Genomic DNA, 16,142 nt, shown 5'->3' on the forward strand with positions numbered 1-16,142 from the left:
TAGCGTCTAGCCCACCGCAACCAGTCGGCACCGTGGTGGTCGTTCTCGCCGATCGGCTCGAACCGCACACGGCTGCACCAACAAGAGAGGTCGAGGCGAATGGCCAACCCGCTGACCCGGGTCAAGTCCGTCGAGCAATCGATGGCCGACACCGACGAGCCCGGACACCAACTGCGCAAGAACCTGACCTCATGGGACCTGATGGTCTTCGGGGTGTCGGTGGTCATCGGCGCAGGTATCTTCACCATCACCGCGACCACCGCGGGCAACAAGGCCGGCCCGGCCATCTCACTGTCATTCATCATGGCCGCGATCGCCTGCGCACTGGCCGCCCTGTGTTACGCCGAATTCGCCTCGACCGTGCCGGTCGCCGGATCGGCGTACACCTTCGGCTATGCGACCTTCGGCGAGTTCCTCGCGTGGATTCTCGGCTGGGATCTGATCCTGGAGTTCGCGGTGGGCGCCTCGGTGGTGTCCAAGGGCTGGTCGTCCTACCTGGGCAGCGTGTTCGGATTTTCCGGCGGCACAGCCGATGTCGGGTCGGTGACGATCGACTGGGGAGCGATGATCATCGTCGCCGTGGTGACCGCACTGCTGGTGCTCGGCACCAAACTCTCCTCGCGGGTCAGCGCCGTCATCACGGCCATCAAGGTGGCCGTGGTGCTGCTGGTGATCGTCGTCGGGTTCTTCTACGTCAAGTCCGCCAACTTCAGCCCCTTCATCCCGCCGTCGGAAAGCGGTGCCGGCGCCGAGAAGTCGGTCGACTCGTCGCTGTTCTCGTTGATCACCGGCGGCGGCGAGAGCTCCTACGGCTGGTACGGGGTGCTGGCGGCGGCATCGATCGTCTTCTTCGCGTTCATCGGATTCGACGTGGTCGCCACCACCGCCGAGGAAACCCGCAACCCGCGCCGCGACGTTCCCCGCGGAATCCTCGGATCGCTGGCGATCGTCACCGTCCTCTACGTCCTGGTGACCATCGTGGTGACCGGAATGGTCAGCTACACCCAGCTCGCCACCAGCGCCGGTGACGGCAAACCCAAGAACCTGGCCACGGCGTTCGCGCTCAACGGGGTGACGTGGGCGGAGAAGACCATTGCCATCGGCGCTCTCGCCGGTCTGACGACCGTCGTGATGGTCCTGATGCTCGGCCAGTCGCGGGTGTTGTTCGCGATGTGCCGCGACGGGCTGCTGCCCCGCGGTCTGGCCAAGACGCATCCGCGTTTCGGTACCCCGGCCCGGCTCACCCTGCTGATCGGACTGGTGGTGTTCATCGTCGCCGGCTTCTTCCCGATCGACAAACTGGAGGAGATGGTCAACGTCGGGACGCTGTTCGCGTTCATCGTCGTGGCAGCGGGTGTGATGATCCTGCGCCGCACCCGGCCGGATCTCGATCGCGGCTTCACCGTTCCCGGCGGACCGATCATCCCGGTCCTGGCCATCCTGGCCTGCATCTGGTTGATGCTCAATCTGTCGGCGCTGACCTGGATTCGGTTCGTCATCTGGATGGTGATCGGGGTGGCCGTCTACTTCCTGTACGGCATGCGCCACTCGATGGTCGGCAAACGTGAACGCGGCGAGGTCGAGGGCGTCGACACCGTCGCCGCCGGTGCCGCGGCGTCCGGAGGTCCCGACCTGTCCAAGGAGTGATCCGCCCGGGGGGAGGGGCGCCCGGTGGCGTGGCACGCGGCCCTCGACGCCCACGCCCCGCGGCCCGCTGACGGTGTCGGATAGCCTGGTCCTCAGATCTCTTCGTCGTGTCCCGGTGGGCGCACCCTGCGCCCGCCGGTGTCACGCGACGAGCCACACCGACTCCGAAGGGGACCAGATGACCATGGTGCAGAACGACGCACCGCAGGCAGACTCCATCAACGGCATCGACTTCAAGGTTGCCGATCTCTCGCTGGCCGACTTCGGCCGCAAGGAGATCGAACTCGCCGAACACGAGATGCCCGGCCTGATGTCGCTGCGGCGCGAATACGCCGAGGTCGCCCCGCTCAAGGGCGCACGGATCTCGGGGTCGCTGCACATGACCATCCAGACCGCGGTGCTCATCGAGACACTCGTGTCGCTCGGTGCGCAGGTCCGGTGGGCCTCGTGCAACATCTTCTCCACCCAGGACCACGCCGCCGCCGCAATCGTCGTCGGTCCGCACGGCACCCCCGACGAGCCCAAGGGCGTCCCGGTGTTCGCGTGGAAGGGCGAAACGCTCGAAGAGTACTGGTGGGCTGCCGCGCAGATGCTCACCTGGCCCGACGAGCCCGCCAACATGATCCTCGACGACGGCGGCGATGCCACCATGCTGGTGCTGCGAGGTGCCGAATTCGAGAAGGCCGGGGTCGTTCCGCCCGCCGACGAGAACGATTCCGCCGAGTACAAGGTCTTCCTGGACCTGCTGCGGTCGAGTTTCGAGGCCGACAAGACCAAGTGGTCGAAGGTCGCCGAGTCGGTCAAGGGCGTCACCGAGGAGACGACCACCGGTGTGCTGCGGCTCTACCAGTTCGCCGCCGCCGGCGACCTGGCGTTCCCGGCGATCAACGTCAACGACTCGGTCACCAAGTCCAAGTTCGACAACAAGTACGGCACCCGCCACTCGCTCATCGACGGCATCAACCGCGGTACCGACGTCCTCATCGGTGGCAAGAAGGTCCTGATATGCGGGTACGGCGACGTCGGCAAGGGCTGCGCGGAATCGTTGGCCGGGCAGGGCGCACGCGTCCAGGTCACCGAGATCGACCCGATCAACGCCCTACAGGCGCTGATGGACGGCTTCGACGTGGTCACCGTCGAGGACGCGATCTCCGGGGCCGACATCGTCATCACCTCAACCGGTAACAAGGACATCATCCTGCTCGAGCACATGAAGCAGATGAAGAACCAGGCGATCCTGGGCAACATCGGGCACTTCGACAACGAGATCGACATGGCGGGTCTCGAGCGTTCCGGCGCCAAGCGGATCAACGTCAAGCCGCAGGTCGATCAGTGGATCTTCGACGACGGCCACTCGATCATCGTGCTGAGCGAGGGCCGGCTGCTCAATCTCGGCAATGCGACCGGTCATCCGTCGTTCGTGATGAGCAACAGCTTCTCCAACCAGGTCATCGCGCAGATCGAACTGTGGACCAAGAACGACGAGTACGACAACGAGGTCTACCGGCTGCCCAAGCACCTCGACGAGAAGGTCGCCAAGATCCACGTCGAGGCACTCGGTGGCACGCTGACCAAGCTCACCAAGGAGCAGGCCGAGTACATCAACGTCGACGTCGAGGGCCCCTACAAGCCCGAGCACTACCGCTACTGAGGCGCACGCATCTCGACGAACGCTGCCCCGCTCGACACATCGAGCGGGGCAGCGTTTTTCGCTATTCGTCAGTACCGGGTTCTCGGTGTCCTCAGGCGGTGATGGCAGGCTCGGCGCCCGGGCAGTAGTACCAGGACGAGTTCTCGCGTTCGAAACTCACCGAGGCCTGCTGGCTGCTGCTGCGTTGCGATCCCACCTCGATGTGGGTCTGGATCGTCGACTGTGCCGTGTCGCCATTGACGGAGTTCACCCGCAGTTGTTCGAGCACCAGATTGCCCTGCTGGGTCGGCGCCTGCACCGACGATCGCGCCGCGCTGCAGACCGCGGCCTGCATCCCGGCGACGTTGCGGGCGTTGGCCGCGGCGATGTAGCGCTGCATCGCGTCGGCGATGGCATACGCGGTCGTCGGGTCGACCGCGGACGTGCCGTCGGTGTCCGGGGCGGACTGGGACGGGGTGTCGGGTGCGGTGTTCGCGCCCCCGCCGTCAGGCGTGGACGGAGCGGTCGACGGCGCGCCGGTGGCGACCGTGGTGTCGGTGCTGCCGCCGGTGTTGACGACGATCAACGTCACCGCGAGTGCCACGATCACGACGACCGTGAGCACGCCGGCGCCGATGGCGACGAGCGCGCCGGTGTTACGCGGGCCCCCCGGTGGACGTTGCCCGCCACCGGGCATCGCGCCACCGGGACCGATCGGACCGCCGGGCCCGAAGCCGCCTCCCGGCACGCCGCCCGCCGGGAATCCCGGGCTCGCCGGCGGACCGAACGGCCCGGGCACCGGCTGAGACGGCGGCTGCTGGTACGACGGCGGAACCGGTGATGAAAAGGGTTGGGCGGCAACGGGTTGCGATACCGGTGTCGGTGGCGGGAAGGTGGCCGCACCGGGCGCCGGACCCTGCGGCGAGGGCGCCTGCGGTGGCGGAGCCTGTCCGCCGGCACTCCAGGTCGTCATCGTGCGGGTCGGCATCTGCGCGGGCGTCGGAGCCGGTCCCGCACCGGGAGTCGCCGGGCCGGCGGACTCCTCGGGTGTGGGTGCCGACTGTGCGGGCTCCCGCGGTGCATCGCCACCATGGGGCGGCGGATAGGTCATAAGTCTTCCTCGCGACGTGGGTCCAGCCAGGCTATCGGACCGCGCGCGGCGGCGTCAGCGCGCGTCATTCGGGTCGTCGACCCTCAGCCGAGCAGGTCGATCAGTGCCTCCGGGGCCGCGTCGGCCACCTCCGTCCACGGCGAGGCCCACCCGGACCGGGCCAGCTCGCGATACGTCGCGTCGACACGGCGTTGCAGATCCGCATCGCGCTCGTAGTGATCGCGGGGGCGTGTCGGGTCGCCGGCCGATCGCGCCTGCGCGCGACTCATCGCGACGTCGGCCGCCACGGCGAGGAACAGGGTGTGATCGGGTCGGGGGAGATCCAGTCGCCCGAACTCCAGGTCGTGCACCCATCGGACGACCTCGCCATCGGCGGGTTGCGCGAGACGCGCGGCACTGTAGGCGGCGTTCGACGCGACATAACGGTCGGCGACGACGACGTCGTTGCTGTCGAGCGCGGCCCGGATCTCCGGGGCCGCCGCCGATCGGTCGAGCGCGAACAGCAGGGCCATCGCATACACGCTCTCGCGCAGATCCCCGTGCTCGCCGTGGAGCGCCTCGGCCGCGATGTCGGCGAACAGTGACTGGTGATAGCGCGGGAAGGTAACCGTGGCCACGGCGACACCTCGCTCGCGCCATCGCTGAACCAGGCTGGTGACCAGCGTGTTCTTACCGGCGCCGTCGAGTCCCTCGACGGCGATGAGTCGACCCACCTTGTGCTCCTGTGTGATTGCCCGGGCGCCTGTGCGGCTGTGTTCGCGTGACCACTCTGCCCGGACGGCAGCGGCCACCGGCGTCCGGGCGTCACGAACGCGCGGCGCGTCGATCACGGCCGGATGGTCACAACAGTGTCACCATTGTCAGCATGAAGCCACGGATCCTCGTCGTCGATGATGATGCCGCGCTCGCCGAGATGCTCACGATCGTGTTGCGCGGCGAGGGGTTCGAGCCGTTCGTGGTGGGTGATGGGACCCAGGCGCTGACAGCTGTCCGCGAGATCCGCCCCGATCTGGTGTTGCTCGATCTGATGTTGCCGGGAATGAACGGTATCGACGTCTGCCGGGTGCTGCGAGCCGACTCCGGGGTGCCGATCGTGATGCTGACCGCCAAGTCCGACACCGTCGATGTGGTGCTCGGCCTGGAGTCGGGTGCCGACGACTACATGGTCAAACCGTTCAAGCCCAAGGAGCTCGTCGCCCGGGTGCGCGCACGGCTGCGCCGCACCGACGAGGAGCCGGCGGAACTGCTGTCGATCGGGCCGGTGGAGATCGACGTTCCCGCGCACAAGGTGACCCGCGACGGCGTCCCGATCTCGCTGACGCCGCTCGAATTCGACCTGCTCGTCGCGTTGGCCCGCAAGCCCCGACAGGTGTTTACCCGCGACGTCCTGCTCGAGCAGGTGTGGGGTTATCGGCATCCGGCCGACACTAGACTCGTCAACGTGCATGTTCAGCGGTTACGGGCGAAGGTCGAGACCGACCCGGAGAACCCGGAGGTCGTTCTGACGGTGAGGGGGGTCGGCTACAAGGCCGGCCCGCCGTGATCGGTCGCAACAGACGACGCGTCAACAGCACCTTCGGACGGCTCACCCGCACGGCGAGCGCGATCGCCTCGGTCTTCGGCCGGATCTGGCGACGCTCACTGCAGTTGCGGGTCGTGGTCTCGACGTTGGTGCTGTCTTTTGTCGTGCTCCTCATCCTCGGGTTCGTCCTGATGAGTCAGATCACCGACCGGCTGCTCGACGTCAAACTCACTGCGGCGACCGAGGAGGTCGAGCGCGCGCGGGTGTCGGTGGAACGCGATCTCGCCAGCGGTGACGGCAACATGTCGGTGCAGAATCGGCTGCGCCAGTCCCGGTCGTTGCTCACCGACCGGGACATCGACAGCGGACAGTCGTCGGGCAACGTCGGCACCTTCGACACGGTGCTGCTGGTGCCCGGTACCGGGGCCGACGGCAGTGCGACCGGCGTCGGACCGGTGTCGGAGATCCCACGGAACCTGCGCGACATGGTGCAGGGCGGTCAGATCGCCTACCAGTATTCGTCGGTGGCCAACTCGACCGGCGGCCAGGAACCCGCACTCATCATCGGCTCACCCACCAACGCCTCGGTGCCCGGGCTGGAGCTGTACCTGGTCTTCCCGTTGACCACCGAGAACAGCACCGTCGACCTTGTGCGGGGCACATTGCTGACCGGCGGTGTGGTGTTGCTCGGTCTCCTGGCGGCAATCGCCTGGCTGGTGTCGAGACAGGTGGTCATCCCGGTGCGCTCGGCGTCGAGGATCGCCGTCCGATTCGCCGACGGTCGACTCAAGGAGCGCGTGCCGGTCCGCGGTGAGGACGACATGGCACGGCTGGCCATGTCGTTCAACGACATGGCCGAGAGCCTGTCCAAGCAGATCACCCATCTCGAGGAGTTCGGTGGGCTGCAACGGCAGTTCACCTCCGACGTCAGTCACGAGTTGCGGACGCCGCTGACCACCGTCCGCATGGCCAGCGACGTGCTCTACGAGGGCCGCGACGAACTCGACCCGGTGCGCCGCCGATCCGTGGAATTGTTGGACAAGGAACTCGACCGGTTCGAGACGCTGCTCAACGAGCTGCTGGAGATCTCCCGACACGATGCGGGTATGGCCGAGCTGGCCGCCGAACGGATGGACATGGCGATCCCCATCGACGCCGCGCTCTCGACGGTGTCGCGCCTGGCCGAGGAGACCGGCACCGAACTGATCCTCGATCTCCCGGCCGAGCCGGTCCTCGCCGAGATCGACCCTCGCCGGGTCGAGCGAATCCTGCGCAACCTGCTGGCCAATGCGATCGACCACGGTGAACGCAAACCCGTGACGTTGTCGATGCGGTCCGACGGCGATGCCGTGGCGATCACCGTCCGCGATCAGGGCATCGGCCTTCGGCCGGGGGAGGAGAAGTTGGTGTTCAACCGCTTCTGGCGCTCCGATCCGTCGAGGTTCCGCCGGTCCGGCGGCACCGGGCTGGGCCTGGCGATCAGCATCGAGGACGCCCGGCTGCATCAGGGCCGTCTGGAGGCGTGGGGCGAACCCGGTCAAGGTGCCTGCTTCCGGCTGACCCTGCCCCTGGTCCGCGGACACAAGGTGCTCGGCTCGCCGTTACCACTGAAACCGGTCGGCGCGAGCAAGGTCAAGAGCGTCGCCAAACCCGCCCGCGTCGAGGGAGCTGTCGGTGGCGAGTGAACATCGGCCGGCCGGGATGAGCGCGGTCGGGGCGAGATGGCGCCTGCTGGTCCCGGTGCTGTGTGTCGTCGCGGCCCTGGTCGCGGCCTGCGGCGGTATCCCTGACGATTCGTTGCCGCAACCGATCAGCTCCTTCGCGCGCGAGGGACCGACCAACGCGGTGCCGGCGCCCCAGCCGGACATGGATCCCGAGGCGCTGGTCCGCGCGTACCTGAAGGCCACCGCGGCACCCACCGACGCGCACGCCGCGGCCCGCAAGTTCCTCGCCCCGGTGACCGCGGCGCAATGGGACGAGCGTGGTGATTCGATCATCCTCGACGACATCAACACCTACGTCGATCAGCGCAGTCCGACCGCCGTGCGGATGCGCCTCGTCGGCGACAACGTGGGCGTCCTCAAACCCGACGGTCAACTGCTGCCGGCGACCGGACAGGTGGAGACCACCCTGACGCTGGCGCGGGTCGGCAATCAATGGCGCATCGACGGCACCCTGCCCGATCGAACGATGATCGACCGCAACCAGTTCGAGGTCAGCTACCGGTCGGTCTCGGTGTACTACACCGACCGGACGCGATCGCACCTGGTGCCGGACCCACGGTGGCTCTACGGCGGTACCGATTCGGACCCGACGACGCTGGTGAACACGTTGATCGACGGACCGGCCGACGATCTGGCCACCGCGGTCGATTCCGCATTTCCGAGTGGGGCCGCGTTGCGGGGTCCGGTCACTCCGGTGGCCGGCGGCGGGGTGCGCGTCGAACTGACCGGTATCGGTAGTCCGTCGACCCGGGATCGCACGCTGCTCGCCGCGCAGGTCATCTGGACGCTCAGTGGAGCCGACATCGGCGGTCCGTACGTCATCAACGCCGACGGTGCGCCGCTGGTCGGCGACCGGGCCGCGGGCTGGCAGACGACCGACGTGCGGGCCTTCGACCCGAATGTGCCGCCGACATCGGCCGTGGGGCTCAACGTCATTCGCAATGGAGCGATGGCCAAGGTCATCGACAACGGCACCGTGCCGGTATCGGGTTCGCTCGGCGCCGGGACCTCGGTACGGTCGGCGTCGATCTCTCCGGACGGATCGCGGGTGGCCGCCGTCCTCGCCGCCGGCGGCCCCGACCCCCGGCTGAACCTGGCTGTCGGCGACTACGGTGGGTCGCCGACGACGATCACCTCCGGCATGTCGATCACCCGCCCGTCCTTCGGCCCCGAGAACGAGCTGGTCTGGGCCGTCGTCGACGGCCGGCCCATCGAGTGGATCGGCAACGACCCCGGCGGTGCCCGCGTCGCCGAGATCGACGCCGGAGCGGTCGCCGCGCTGGTGCGCGGTCCGATCACCGAGTTGCAGGTCGCCCCCGACGGGGTGCGGGTCGCGATGATCGTGTCCGGGCAGGTGGTGTTCGCGGTGCTCGCGACCAACGCCGACGGGCAACTCACCCTCGCACAGCCGATGATCGCCGCCTACAACATCGGCAACCGCGCGGTGTCGCTGGACTGGGCGTCGCCGACCACCGTGATGGTCGCCCGTGACGCCACCGACTCGCCGGTTGTGCAGGTGTCGATCAGCGGCACCCCGGCCGTCGGCCTGCTCAGTGGCAACGTCTCGCCCCCGGTCACCGCAGTCGTCGCCAACCCGACGACCGTCTACATCGCCGACCAGCGTGGTGTGTTGCGTCTCGGCAGCACCAACGGTCAGGCCGACGAGTACTGGACCGAGGTCGAACCGGCGATGACACCGGGGACCATCCCGGTCATTCCCTGACGACAACTCGGTTGTGGCGCCGGGCAATTCAGGCCCCGGCGAGGACGACGACCGCACCGATCCCGATGCCGTGAGCGCGGCACACCCGCACCGATTCGGCAGCCGTCGCGCCGGTGGTGAGCACGTCGTCGACGAGGATCGCCGCACCCGGAGGACAGCGTGCGCCGGCGCGGATACGGACGCTGCCACGCAGGTTCGCGCGCCGCTCGCGCGCGTCGAGACCCGACGAGTCGCGGGTGGTCATCGCCGTGGTCAACAGCGGCCGCACCCGGGCCCGTGGACCCAGTCGTCCGGCCGCGACGCCGGCGAGTGCCGTCACCGGGTCACCGCCACGACGCCGGGCCGCAAGCGGGCGGGTCGGCGCCGGGACCAGATGCAGCCGCGCGGCGTCGGGCAGCTCGCCCCAGCGGGCCAGCGTGATCACCGTGTCGGCCAGCGCCCGTCCGAGAGGTGTGACGAGGTCACGTCTTCCGTACTCCTTCATCGCGATGATCGAGGCGCGCAGGGGTCCCCGATAACGTCCCACCGACCACACCGGGATGTCGATCGCCACCCGGGGATCCAGTTCGAGGGGCGCGTCGGCGATCCTCGCCGCACAGTCGGGACACCAGTCGCACCCGGGGCGGCCGCATCCACCGCACGTGCGGGGCAGGACGAGGTCGGCGCCCTCGACGCCGACCCGGCCCATCCCCACGGCGAGGACCGACATGAAAGAGCCAAAGGAGCGTGGCGGGGACGAAGTCACCCGACGAGCGTGGCATCAGACGCCGGCGATATCCGGCTGCGCAGGCGTGAGGGCGTCACCGCCGTGGACCGGTCCGGGTCTGTGTATCGCCGGTCGTTGCGCTCGGATGGTGGGCCGTTGGTCCCGACTTCGGTGACCACGACGTGACGCACTGATCAGAAACGTGGCCGCGCTGCGAACATCCGACTACGGTCAGAGGTACAAGTGGTTGATTGGTCATCGCGGAGGAGCACACACCGCTCCGCGCCGGGAGGTGAGGCCAGTGCACATGGGTGCCGACCGTCGGTCGGTACTGACTCGGTTCCTGCTCTGCGATTCTTGAGTCGACATTGAAGGATCCATCCGAAATCATTGAGCGCCAACTTCTTTGACAGTCCTCTTGGGCGCATGTGATTGGTGGACCCCGTGCTCGGCACCTCGAGGTCGAATAGCACTTTCCAGGAGGTAGTTCCATGTCATCTGTCATCCACCGCAAGGGCCAGCGCGAATCCAAGGTCGCCGCGGTCGACGACATCGACAACCAGTCCGCGTTCGTCATCCCACCGGGAACGGTGGAGTCCGACGAACCCGCCGAGCCCAACGCCAAGGTGGCGTTCAGCGGCCGCAACGTCGAAATACCCGAGCATTACCGGATCTTCGTCGGCGACAAGCTCGCCCGACTCGAACGCTACGATCCGACCATTTTCCGCTTCGACGTCGAGCTGAACCACGAACGCAACCGCCGCCAGTCCAAGGTCTGTCAGCAGGTGGAACTCACCGCGATGGGCAAGGGCCCGGTGGTACGCGCACAGGCTTGTGGCGAGAATTTCTACTCGGCACTCGAGTCGGCACTGGACAAGATCGAGTCGCGACTGCGTCGGGTCAAGGACCGCCGCAAGGTGCACTACGGCAACCGCCGACCGCTGTCGGTGGCCGAGGCCACCGAGGTCGGGGCACCCCGCCTGCGTGACAACCAGCTGTCGGTCGATGCGGGCCCCTCGCCCGAGGATGCCGAACAGTCGGCCGACCAGCAGTGGGATGACGGTGTCGCCGAACGCACGCCAGGTCAGGTGGTTCGTGTCAAGGAGCACCCCGCGGTGCCGATGACCGTCGACGACGCGCTCTACGAGATGGAACTCGTCGGGCACGACTTCTTCCTGTTCCACGACAAGGAGACCGACAAGCCGTCGGTGGTCTACCGACGACACGCCTTCGACTACGGGCTGATCCGACTCGCCTGATCGGAGAACCGGTCGAGCACGTCGGCGGGGCGGTGCGGACATATCGTCCGGACCGCCCTGCCGTGCGTCGGTAGGCGCATCGATCCCCGGACCCCCGACGCGGCCGATCAGATCTTCTTCAGGCGGCCTCGGTACGATGGACGGCGGCCTGTGCGCTGCACGGGCCGTGGTTGGACGTCGACATGAGTAAGGGACTCGATCAACGGTGCTGAACAAGCTGCTGCGCATCGGCGAAGGCCGGATGGTCAAGCGACTCGATGCCATCGCATCGCACGTCGAGACATTGTCCGACGAGGTCGAGGCGCTCGGCGACGACGATCTGCGGGCCAAGACCGACGAGTTCAAGGAGCGCTTCGCCGAGGGCGAGACGCTCGAGGAACTGCTGCCCGAGGCGTTCGCGGTGGCCCGCGAGGCCGCCTGGCGCGTTCTCGACCAGAAACACTTCCACGTCCAGATCATGGGCGGCGCGGCGCTGCATTACGGCAACATCGCCGAGATGAAGACCGGTGAGGGCAAGACCCTCACCTGTGTGCTGCCGGCCTACCTCAATGCGATCTCCGGTGACGGCGTCCACGTCGTCACCGTCAACGACTATCTCGCCAAGCGCGACGCCGAGTGGATGGGCCGGGTGCACCGGTTCCTCGGCCTCGAGACCGCGGTCATCCTGACCGGGATGTCGCCGGATCAGCGCCGCGAGGCCTACGCCGCCGACATCACCTACGGCACCAACAACGAATTCGGCTTCGACTATCTGCGCGACAACATGGCGCACTCCCTCGAGGAGTTGGTGCAGCGCGGCCACAACTTCGCGATCGTCGACGAGGTCGACTCGATCCTCATCGACGAGGCGCGCACCCCGCTGATCATCTCCGGGCCGACCGAGGGATCGAGTAAGTGGTACGTCGAATTCGCCCGCATCGCACCGCTTCTCGAGCGTGACGAGCACTACGAGGTCGACATCAAGAAGAAGACCATCGGCGTGCACGAGGCCGGCGTGGAGTTCGTCGAGGACCAGTTGGGCATCGACAACCTCTACGAGGCGGCCAACTCACCGCTGGTGAGTTATCTCAACAACGCCATCAAGGTCAAGGAACTGTTCCACCGCGACAAGGACTACATCGTCCGCAATGGTGAGGTCCTCATCGTCGACGAGTTCACCGGTCGCGTGCTCGACGGTCGCCGGTTCAACGAGGGTCTGCACCAGGCGATCGAGGCCAAGGAAGGCGTCGAGATCAAGGCCGAGAACCAGACGCTGGCCACGATCACGCTGCAGAACTACTTCCGCATGTACGACAAGCTCGCCGGCATGACGGGTACCGCCGAGACCGAGGCCGCCGAGTTCGACCAGATCTACAAGCTGGGCGTACTGCCGATCCCGACCAACAAGCCGATGATCCGCAAGGACCAGGGCGATCTGATCTACAAGACCGAGGAGGCCAAGTTCTCTGCGGTGGTCGACGACATCACCGAACGCCACGAGATCGGCCAGCCGGTGTTGATCGGTACCACCAGCGTCGAGCGCTCGGAGTACCTCTCGCGCCAGCTCACCAAACGCGACATCCCGCACACAGTGCTGAACGCGAAGTTCCACGAGCAGGAAGCCCAGATCGTCGCCGAGGCCGGTCGTATCGGTGCGGTCACCGTCGCCACGAACATGGCCGGTCGCGGTACCGACGTCGTGCTCGGCGGCAACCCCGACATCATCGCCGACACGCGGCTGCGCAAGGCGGGCCTCGACCCGGTGTCGACTCCCGACGAGTACGAGGCCGCGTGGGAAGAGGCGATCGAGACCGCGCGGGCGGCCGCGGCCGAGGAGGCCGAGCAGGTCCGTGCGGCCGGCGGTCTGTACGTGCTCGGTACCGAACGCCATGAGTCGCGTCGCATCGACAACCAGTTGCGCGGCCGTTCCGGTCGTCAGGGCGATCCGGGGGAGTCCCGGTTCTACCTCTCGCTCGGCGACGAGCTGATGCGCCGATTCAACGGCGCGGCCCTCGAGTCGATCATGAACCGGGTGAACCTGCCCGACGACGTGCCCATCGAGGCGAAGATGGTCACCAAGGCCATCCGCAGCGCGCAGACCCAGGTCGAGCAGCAGAACTTCGAGGTCCGCAAGAACGTCCTCAAGTACGACGAGGTGATGAACGAGCAGCGCAAGGTCATCTACGCCGAGCGCCGCACCATCCTCCAGGGCTCCGACCACCGGGAGCAGATCCTGGAGATGGTTGCCGAGGTCGTCGGCGCGTATGTCGACGGAGCGACTGCCGAGGGCTATGCCGAGGACTGGGATCTCGACGAACTGTGGTCGGCGTGCCGTGCGCTCTACCCGATCGAGCTCGATCCCAAGGAGGTCGTCGGCGAGAACGAGTACGGCGAGCGTGACGACATCTCCGCCGAGGAGCTCAAGGAGATCCTCATCGCCGACGCGCAGGCCGCCTACGAGAAGCGGGAGGCGCAGATCACCGAGGTCGCCGGCGAGGGCGCGATGCGTCAGCTCGAGCGGACGATCCTGCTGTCGGTGCTCGACCGCAAGTGGCGCGACCACCTCTACGAGATGGACTACCTGCGTGAGGGCATCCACCTGCGGTCGATGGCCCAGCGTGACCCGGTCGTGGAGTATCAGCGCGAGGGTTTCGACATGTTCAGCGGCATGCTCGAGGGCCTGAAGGAAGAGACCCTGCAGTTCCTGTTCAACGTGCAGGTCCAGACCGAGGCCCCGCCCGTTCCCGCGCCCGCCGCGGCCTCACTGCGACAGCCGGCACCCGCGCTGGCCGGTGCCGCGACCGGTGCGTCGAGCCAGGCGCCGCCTGCACTGCGGGCGGTCGGTGACGGCGCGCCCGACGACGGTGGCCCCGATGTCTCGGCGATGACGTTCTCCGGACCAGACGAGGGTGGTGGCGAGGTCAGCCACAGTGAGGCCGAGGAGCTAGAGGATCCGGCGGTCATGTCGGCGTCCCGGCGTGAACGCCGCGCCGCGGCCCGCGCACAGACCAAGACCTCCCGACCACCGAAGGCCAAGAAGAAGCGTCGGTAGCGCAGTCGCCGAAAAAAACTTCGGACAAAGTGGAACCGGGGCGCCCTGCGGTGCGTCCGATTTCCATGACCACAACCCTCACCGCCACCGTTCCCGCCGACGCTCCCGCTCGCGCAGGGGCGCATGCTCCCGTTCACGCGGTGGCCGATGCCCCCGTCGATCATCTGCGCGTCGTTGCCGCACCCGCCTACGAGCCGGTCGGGGAGCCGAGCCGGGCGACCGACGGGCCGCTGGTGACCGCGCCGCTCGGCACGCCGCCGGTGCGACGACCCGAGCCGGTGGCGGTACCGGCGGGAACGGTCGAGGCACGACGCGTTGCCGCGCGGACCATCACCGCACTGCTCGAGGTCCTCGATCGGCGGCGTCCGGCGGTACATCTGGAGACCGCGGTCTCCCCGCAGCTCTACGAACACATCGTCACCCTGCTGCGCCCCGACATCGCCCGGCCCGAGAACCGCGCCGTGGGCGTGAGCGCCCGCATCCGACGAATCCACATCCAGATGTGTGATCCGTCGACGGCGGAGATCTTCGGCAGTTTCGAGCGGGGTCGCCGGGTTCGCGCTTTCGCCGGACGCATCGAACGCGTCCCGGTCCGGGTGCGCCAGGCCGACCGGGTCCGATCCAGCCTTCCGGTTCGGGTCGAATACCGGTGGCGGCTGGCGACGTTGGAGATGAGCTGAGCCGGCGCTCAGCGCACGCCCGCACCGGACGGCGACACCAGGATCTTCACCGCGGTTTCGTTGTGGTGCAACAACGTGTCGAAGCCCTCGTCGAGAAGCTGGTCGAGTCCGATGCGCCCGGTGATGAAGGGTGCGAGATCGACCTTGCCCTCCTCGACGAGCCGGATGGTCGCCGGATGACTGTTGACATAGGCGATGGTGCCGCGCATGTCGATCTCCTTGAGCACCAGCTTCTGCATGTCGAGCGTTCCGGGGTGACCCCAGATCGACACCACCACAAGGACTCCCGTCGGCTTGAGTGCATCGAAGAGGGTGTCGAGGGCAGGTTGCACCGAGGTGCATTCGAATCCGACGTCGGCGCCGCGACCGTTGGTGAGGTCGCGGACGACCTGCACCACGTCCTGCGTCGACGGGTCGACGATGTGGTCACCGACGCCGGTGTCACGTGCCTTCTCCCGGCGCAGCCGACTCGGTTCGCTGACGATCGTGGTGATGCCTTCGGCCTTGCACACCGCTGCGGTGAGCAGACCGATCGGGCCGGCTCCGGTGATCAACGCGACGTCCCCGGCGCCGGCGCCACTGCGTTGCACCGCATGGAAACCCACCGACAGGGGTTCGATCAACGCCGCCTGGTCGAGGGGAATGTCCTTGGACACCTTGTGGACCCAGCGTCGCTCGACGACGATCTTCTCGCCGAGCCCACCGCCGCGACCACCGAGCCCGATGAAATTCATGTCGGCCGAGAGGTGATAGTTGTGGCTGTTCGGGCCGGTGTCGACGCCGTCGGCGATGATGTAGGGCTCCACGACGACGTGATCGCCCGGCGCGAGATCCTCGACACCGTCGCCGACCGCCGAGACCACGCCCGACATCTCGTGTCCCAGCGTGATCGGCGCGCTCTCGCCGCTGATCGGCTGCGGATGCCCCGACGGCGGGATGAAGATGGGCCCGTCGGCGTACTCGTGCAGGTCGGTGCCGCAGATCCCACACCACGCCACGTCGATGGCGACCGTTCCGGGCTCGACGGTGGGCTCGTCGATGTCCTCGATCCGGATGTCCCCGCGGTCGTAATAGCGTGCTGCGCGCATCATCAACTCCGTTCTTCTCCG

General features: G+C 67.5%; 12 protein-coding genes. 8 read left to right on the forward strand and 4 right to left on the reverse strand.

Translation table 11 applies throughout. The features are described 5' to 3' along the window. The first annotated feature begins 99 nt into the window (after positions 1-99). Both P3L18_RS11635 and ahcY read left to right on the forward strand, forming a co-directional pair. Positions 100-1,647, forward strand: coding sequence for an amino acid permease (locus tag P3L18_RS11635; RefSeq protein ID WP_208792096.1), 1,548 nt, complete (start codon positions 100-102; stop codon positions 1,645-1,647). A gap of 178 nt (positions 1,648-1,825) precedes the next feature. Continuing rightward, a complete protein-coding gene (gene ahcY, locus P3L18_RS11640) occupies positions 1,826-3,298 on the forward strand; it encodes an adenosylhomocysteinase (RefSeq protein WP_276114127.1) in 1,473 nt (490 codons plus the stop codon). Between the two features lie 91 nt (positions 3,299-3,389). On the opposite strand, the gene P3L18_RS11645 is transcribed toward ahcY, so the two are convergent. Together P3L18_RS11645 and P3L18_RS11650 are read right to left on the reverse strand one after the other, a co-directional pair. Then, positions 3,390-4,388, reverse strand: a complete 999-nt coding sequence (locus tag P3L18_RS11645) for a hypothetical protein (protein WP_276114128.1) — start codon at positions 4,386-4,388, stop codon at positions 3,390-3,392. Positions 4,389-4,471: 83 nt separating this feature from the next. Continuing rightward, positions 4,472-5,101, reverse strand: a complete 630-nt coding sequence (locus P3L18_RS11650) for a dTMP kinase (protein WP_276114130.1) — start codon at positions 5,099-5,101, stop codon at positions 4,472-4,474. Positions 5,102-5,244: 143 nt separating this feature from the next. Between P3L18_RS11650 and mtrA the strand changes: the two genes are divergently transcribed. From mtrA to lpqB, 3 genes are read left to right on the forward strand one after another with little or no spacing between them, the layout of a single operon-like run. Then, positions 5,245-5,931: an MtrAB system response regulator MtrA gene (mtrA, locus tag P3L18_RS11655; protein ID WP_085949127.1), complete on the forward strand. Its 687-nt coding sequence runs from the start codon at positions 5,245-5,247 to the stop codon at positions 5,929-5,931. After that, on the forward strand, positions 5,928-7,595 hold the full coding sequence (gene mtrB / locus P3L18_RS11660) for an MtrAB system histidine kinase MtrB (RefSeq protein WP_079930611.1): 1,668 nt from the start codon (positions 5,928-5,930) through the stop codon (positions 7,593-7,595). The genes mtrA and mtrB overlap by 4 nt, the downstream gene beginning before the upstream one ends. Then, a complete protein-coding gene (gene lpqB / locus P3L18_RS11665; protein ID WP_276114131.1) occupies positions 7,585-9,357 on the forward strand; it encodes an MtrAB system accessory lipoprotein LpqB in 1,773 nt (590 codons plus the stop codon). The genes mtrB and lpqB overlap by 11 nt, the downstream gene beginning before the upstream one ends. Positions 9,358-9,385: 28 nt before the next feature. Here the strand turns inward: lpqB and P3L18_RS11670 are convergent, their stop codons facing one another. Continuing rightward, on the reverse strand, positions 9,386-10,066 hold the full coding sequence (locus tag P3L18_RS11670) for a ComF family protein (RefSeq protein WP_276114132.1): 681 nt from the start codon (positions 10,064-10,066) through the stop codon (positions 9,386-9,388). 488 nt (positions 10,067-10,554) lie between these two features. On the opposite strand from P3L18_RS11670, the gene raiA reads away from it, so the two are divergent. The 3 genes from raiA (at position 10,555) to P3L18_RS11685 (ending at position 15,033) form a co-directional block, all read left to right on the forward strand. Continuing rightward, complete coding sequence (gene raiA / locus P3L18_RS11675) at positions 10,555-11,322, forward strand: ribosome-associated translation inhibitor RaiA (RefSeq protein ID WP_006370359.1); 768 nt, start codon at positions 10,555-10,557, stop codon at positions 11,320-11,322. A 205-nt stretch (positions 11,323-11,527) separates the two neighbouring features. Then, on the forward strand, positions 11,528-14,353 hold the full coding sequence (secA, locus tag P3L18_RS11680) for a preprotein translocase subunit SecA (protein ID WP_276114133.1): 2,826 nt from the start codon (positions 11,528-11,530) through the stop codon (positions 14,351-14,353). Positions 14,354-14,418: 65 nt separating this feature from the next. Further along, positions 14,419-15,033 (forward strand): Rv3235 family protein, encoded by a 615-nt coding sequence (locus P3L18_RS11685; RefSeq protein ID WP_276114134.1) that lies wholly within the window; start codon positions 14,419-14,421, stop codon positions 15,031-15,033. Between the two features lie 8 nt (positions 15,034-15,041). Here P3L18_RS11685 and P3L18_RS11690 read toward each other — a convergent pair whose 3' ends face one another. Beyond that, entirely contained in the window at positions 15,042-16,121 is a 1,080-nt protein-coding gene (locus P3L18_RS11690; protein WP_276114135.1) for a 2,3-butanediol dehydrogenase, read from the reverse strand. Positions 16,122-16,142: the final 21 nt, after the last annotated feature.

The organism is Gordonia sp. N1V, assembly GCF_029269935.1.
GTDB classification, from domain to species: Bacteria; Actinomycetota; Actinomycetes; order Mycobacteriales; family Mycobacteriaceae; genus Gordonia; species Gordonia polyisoprenivorans.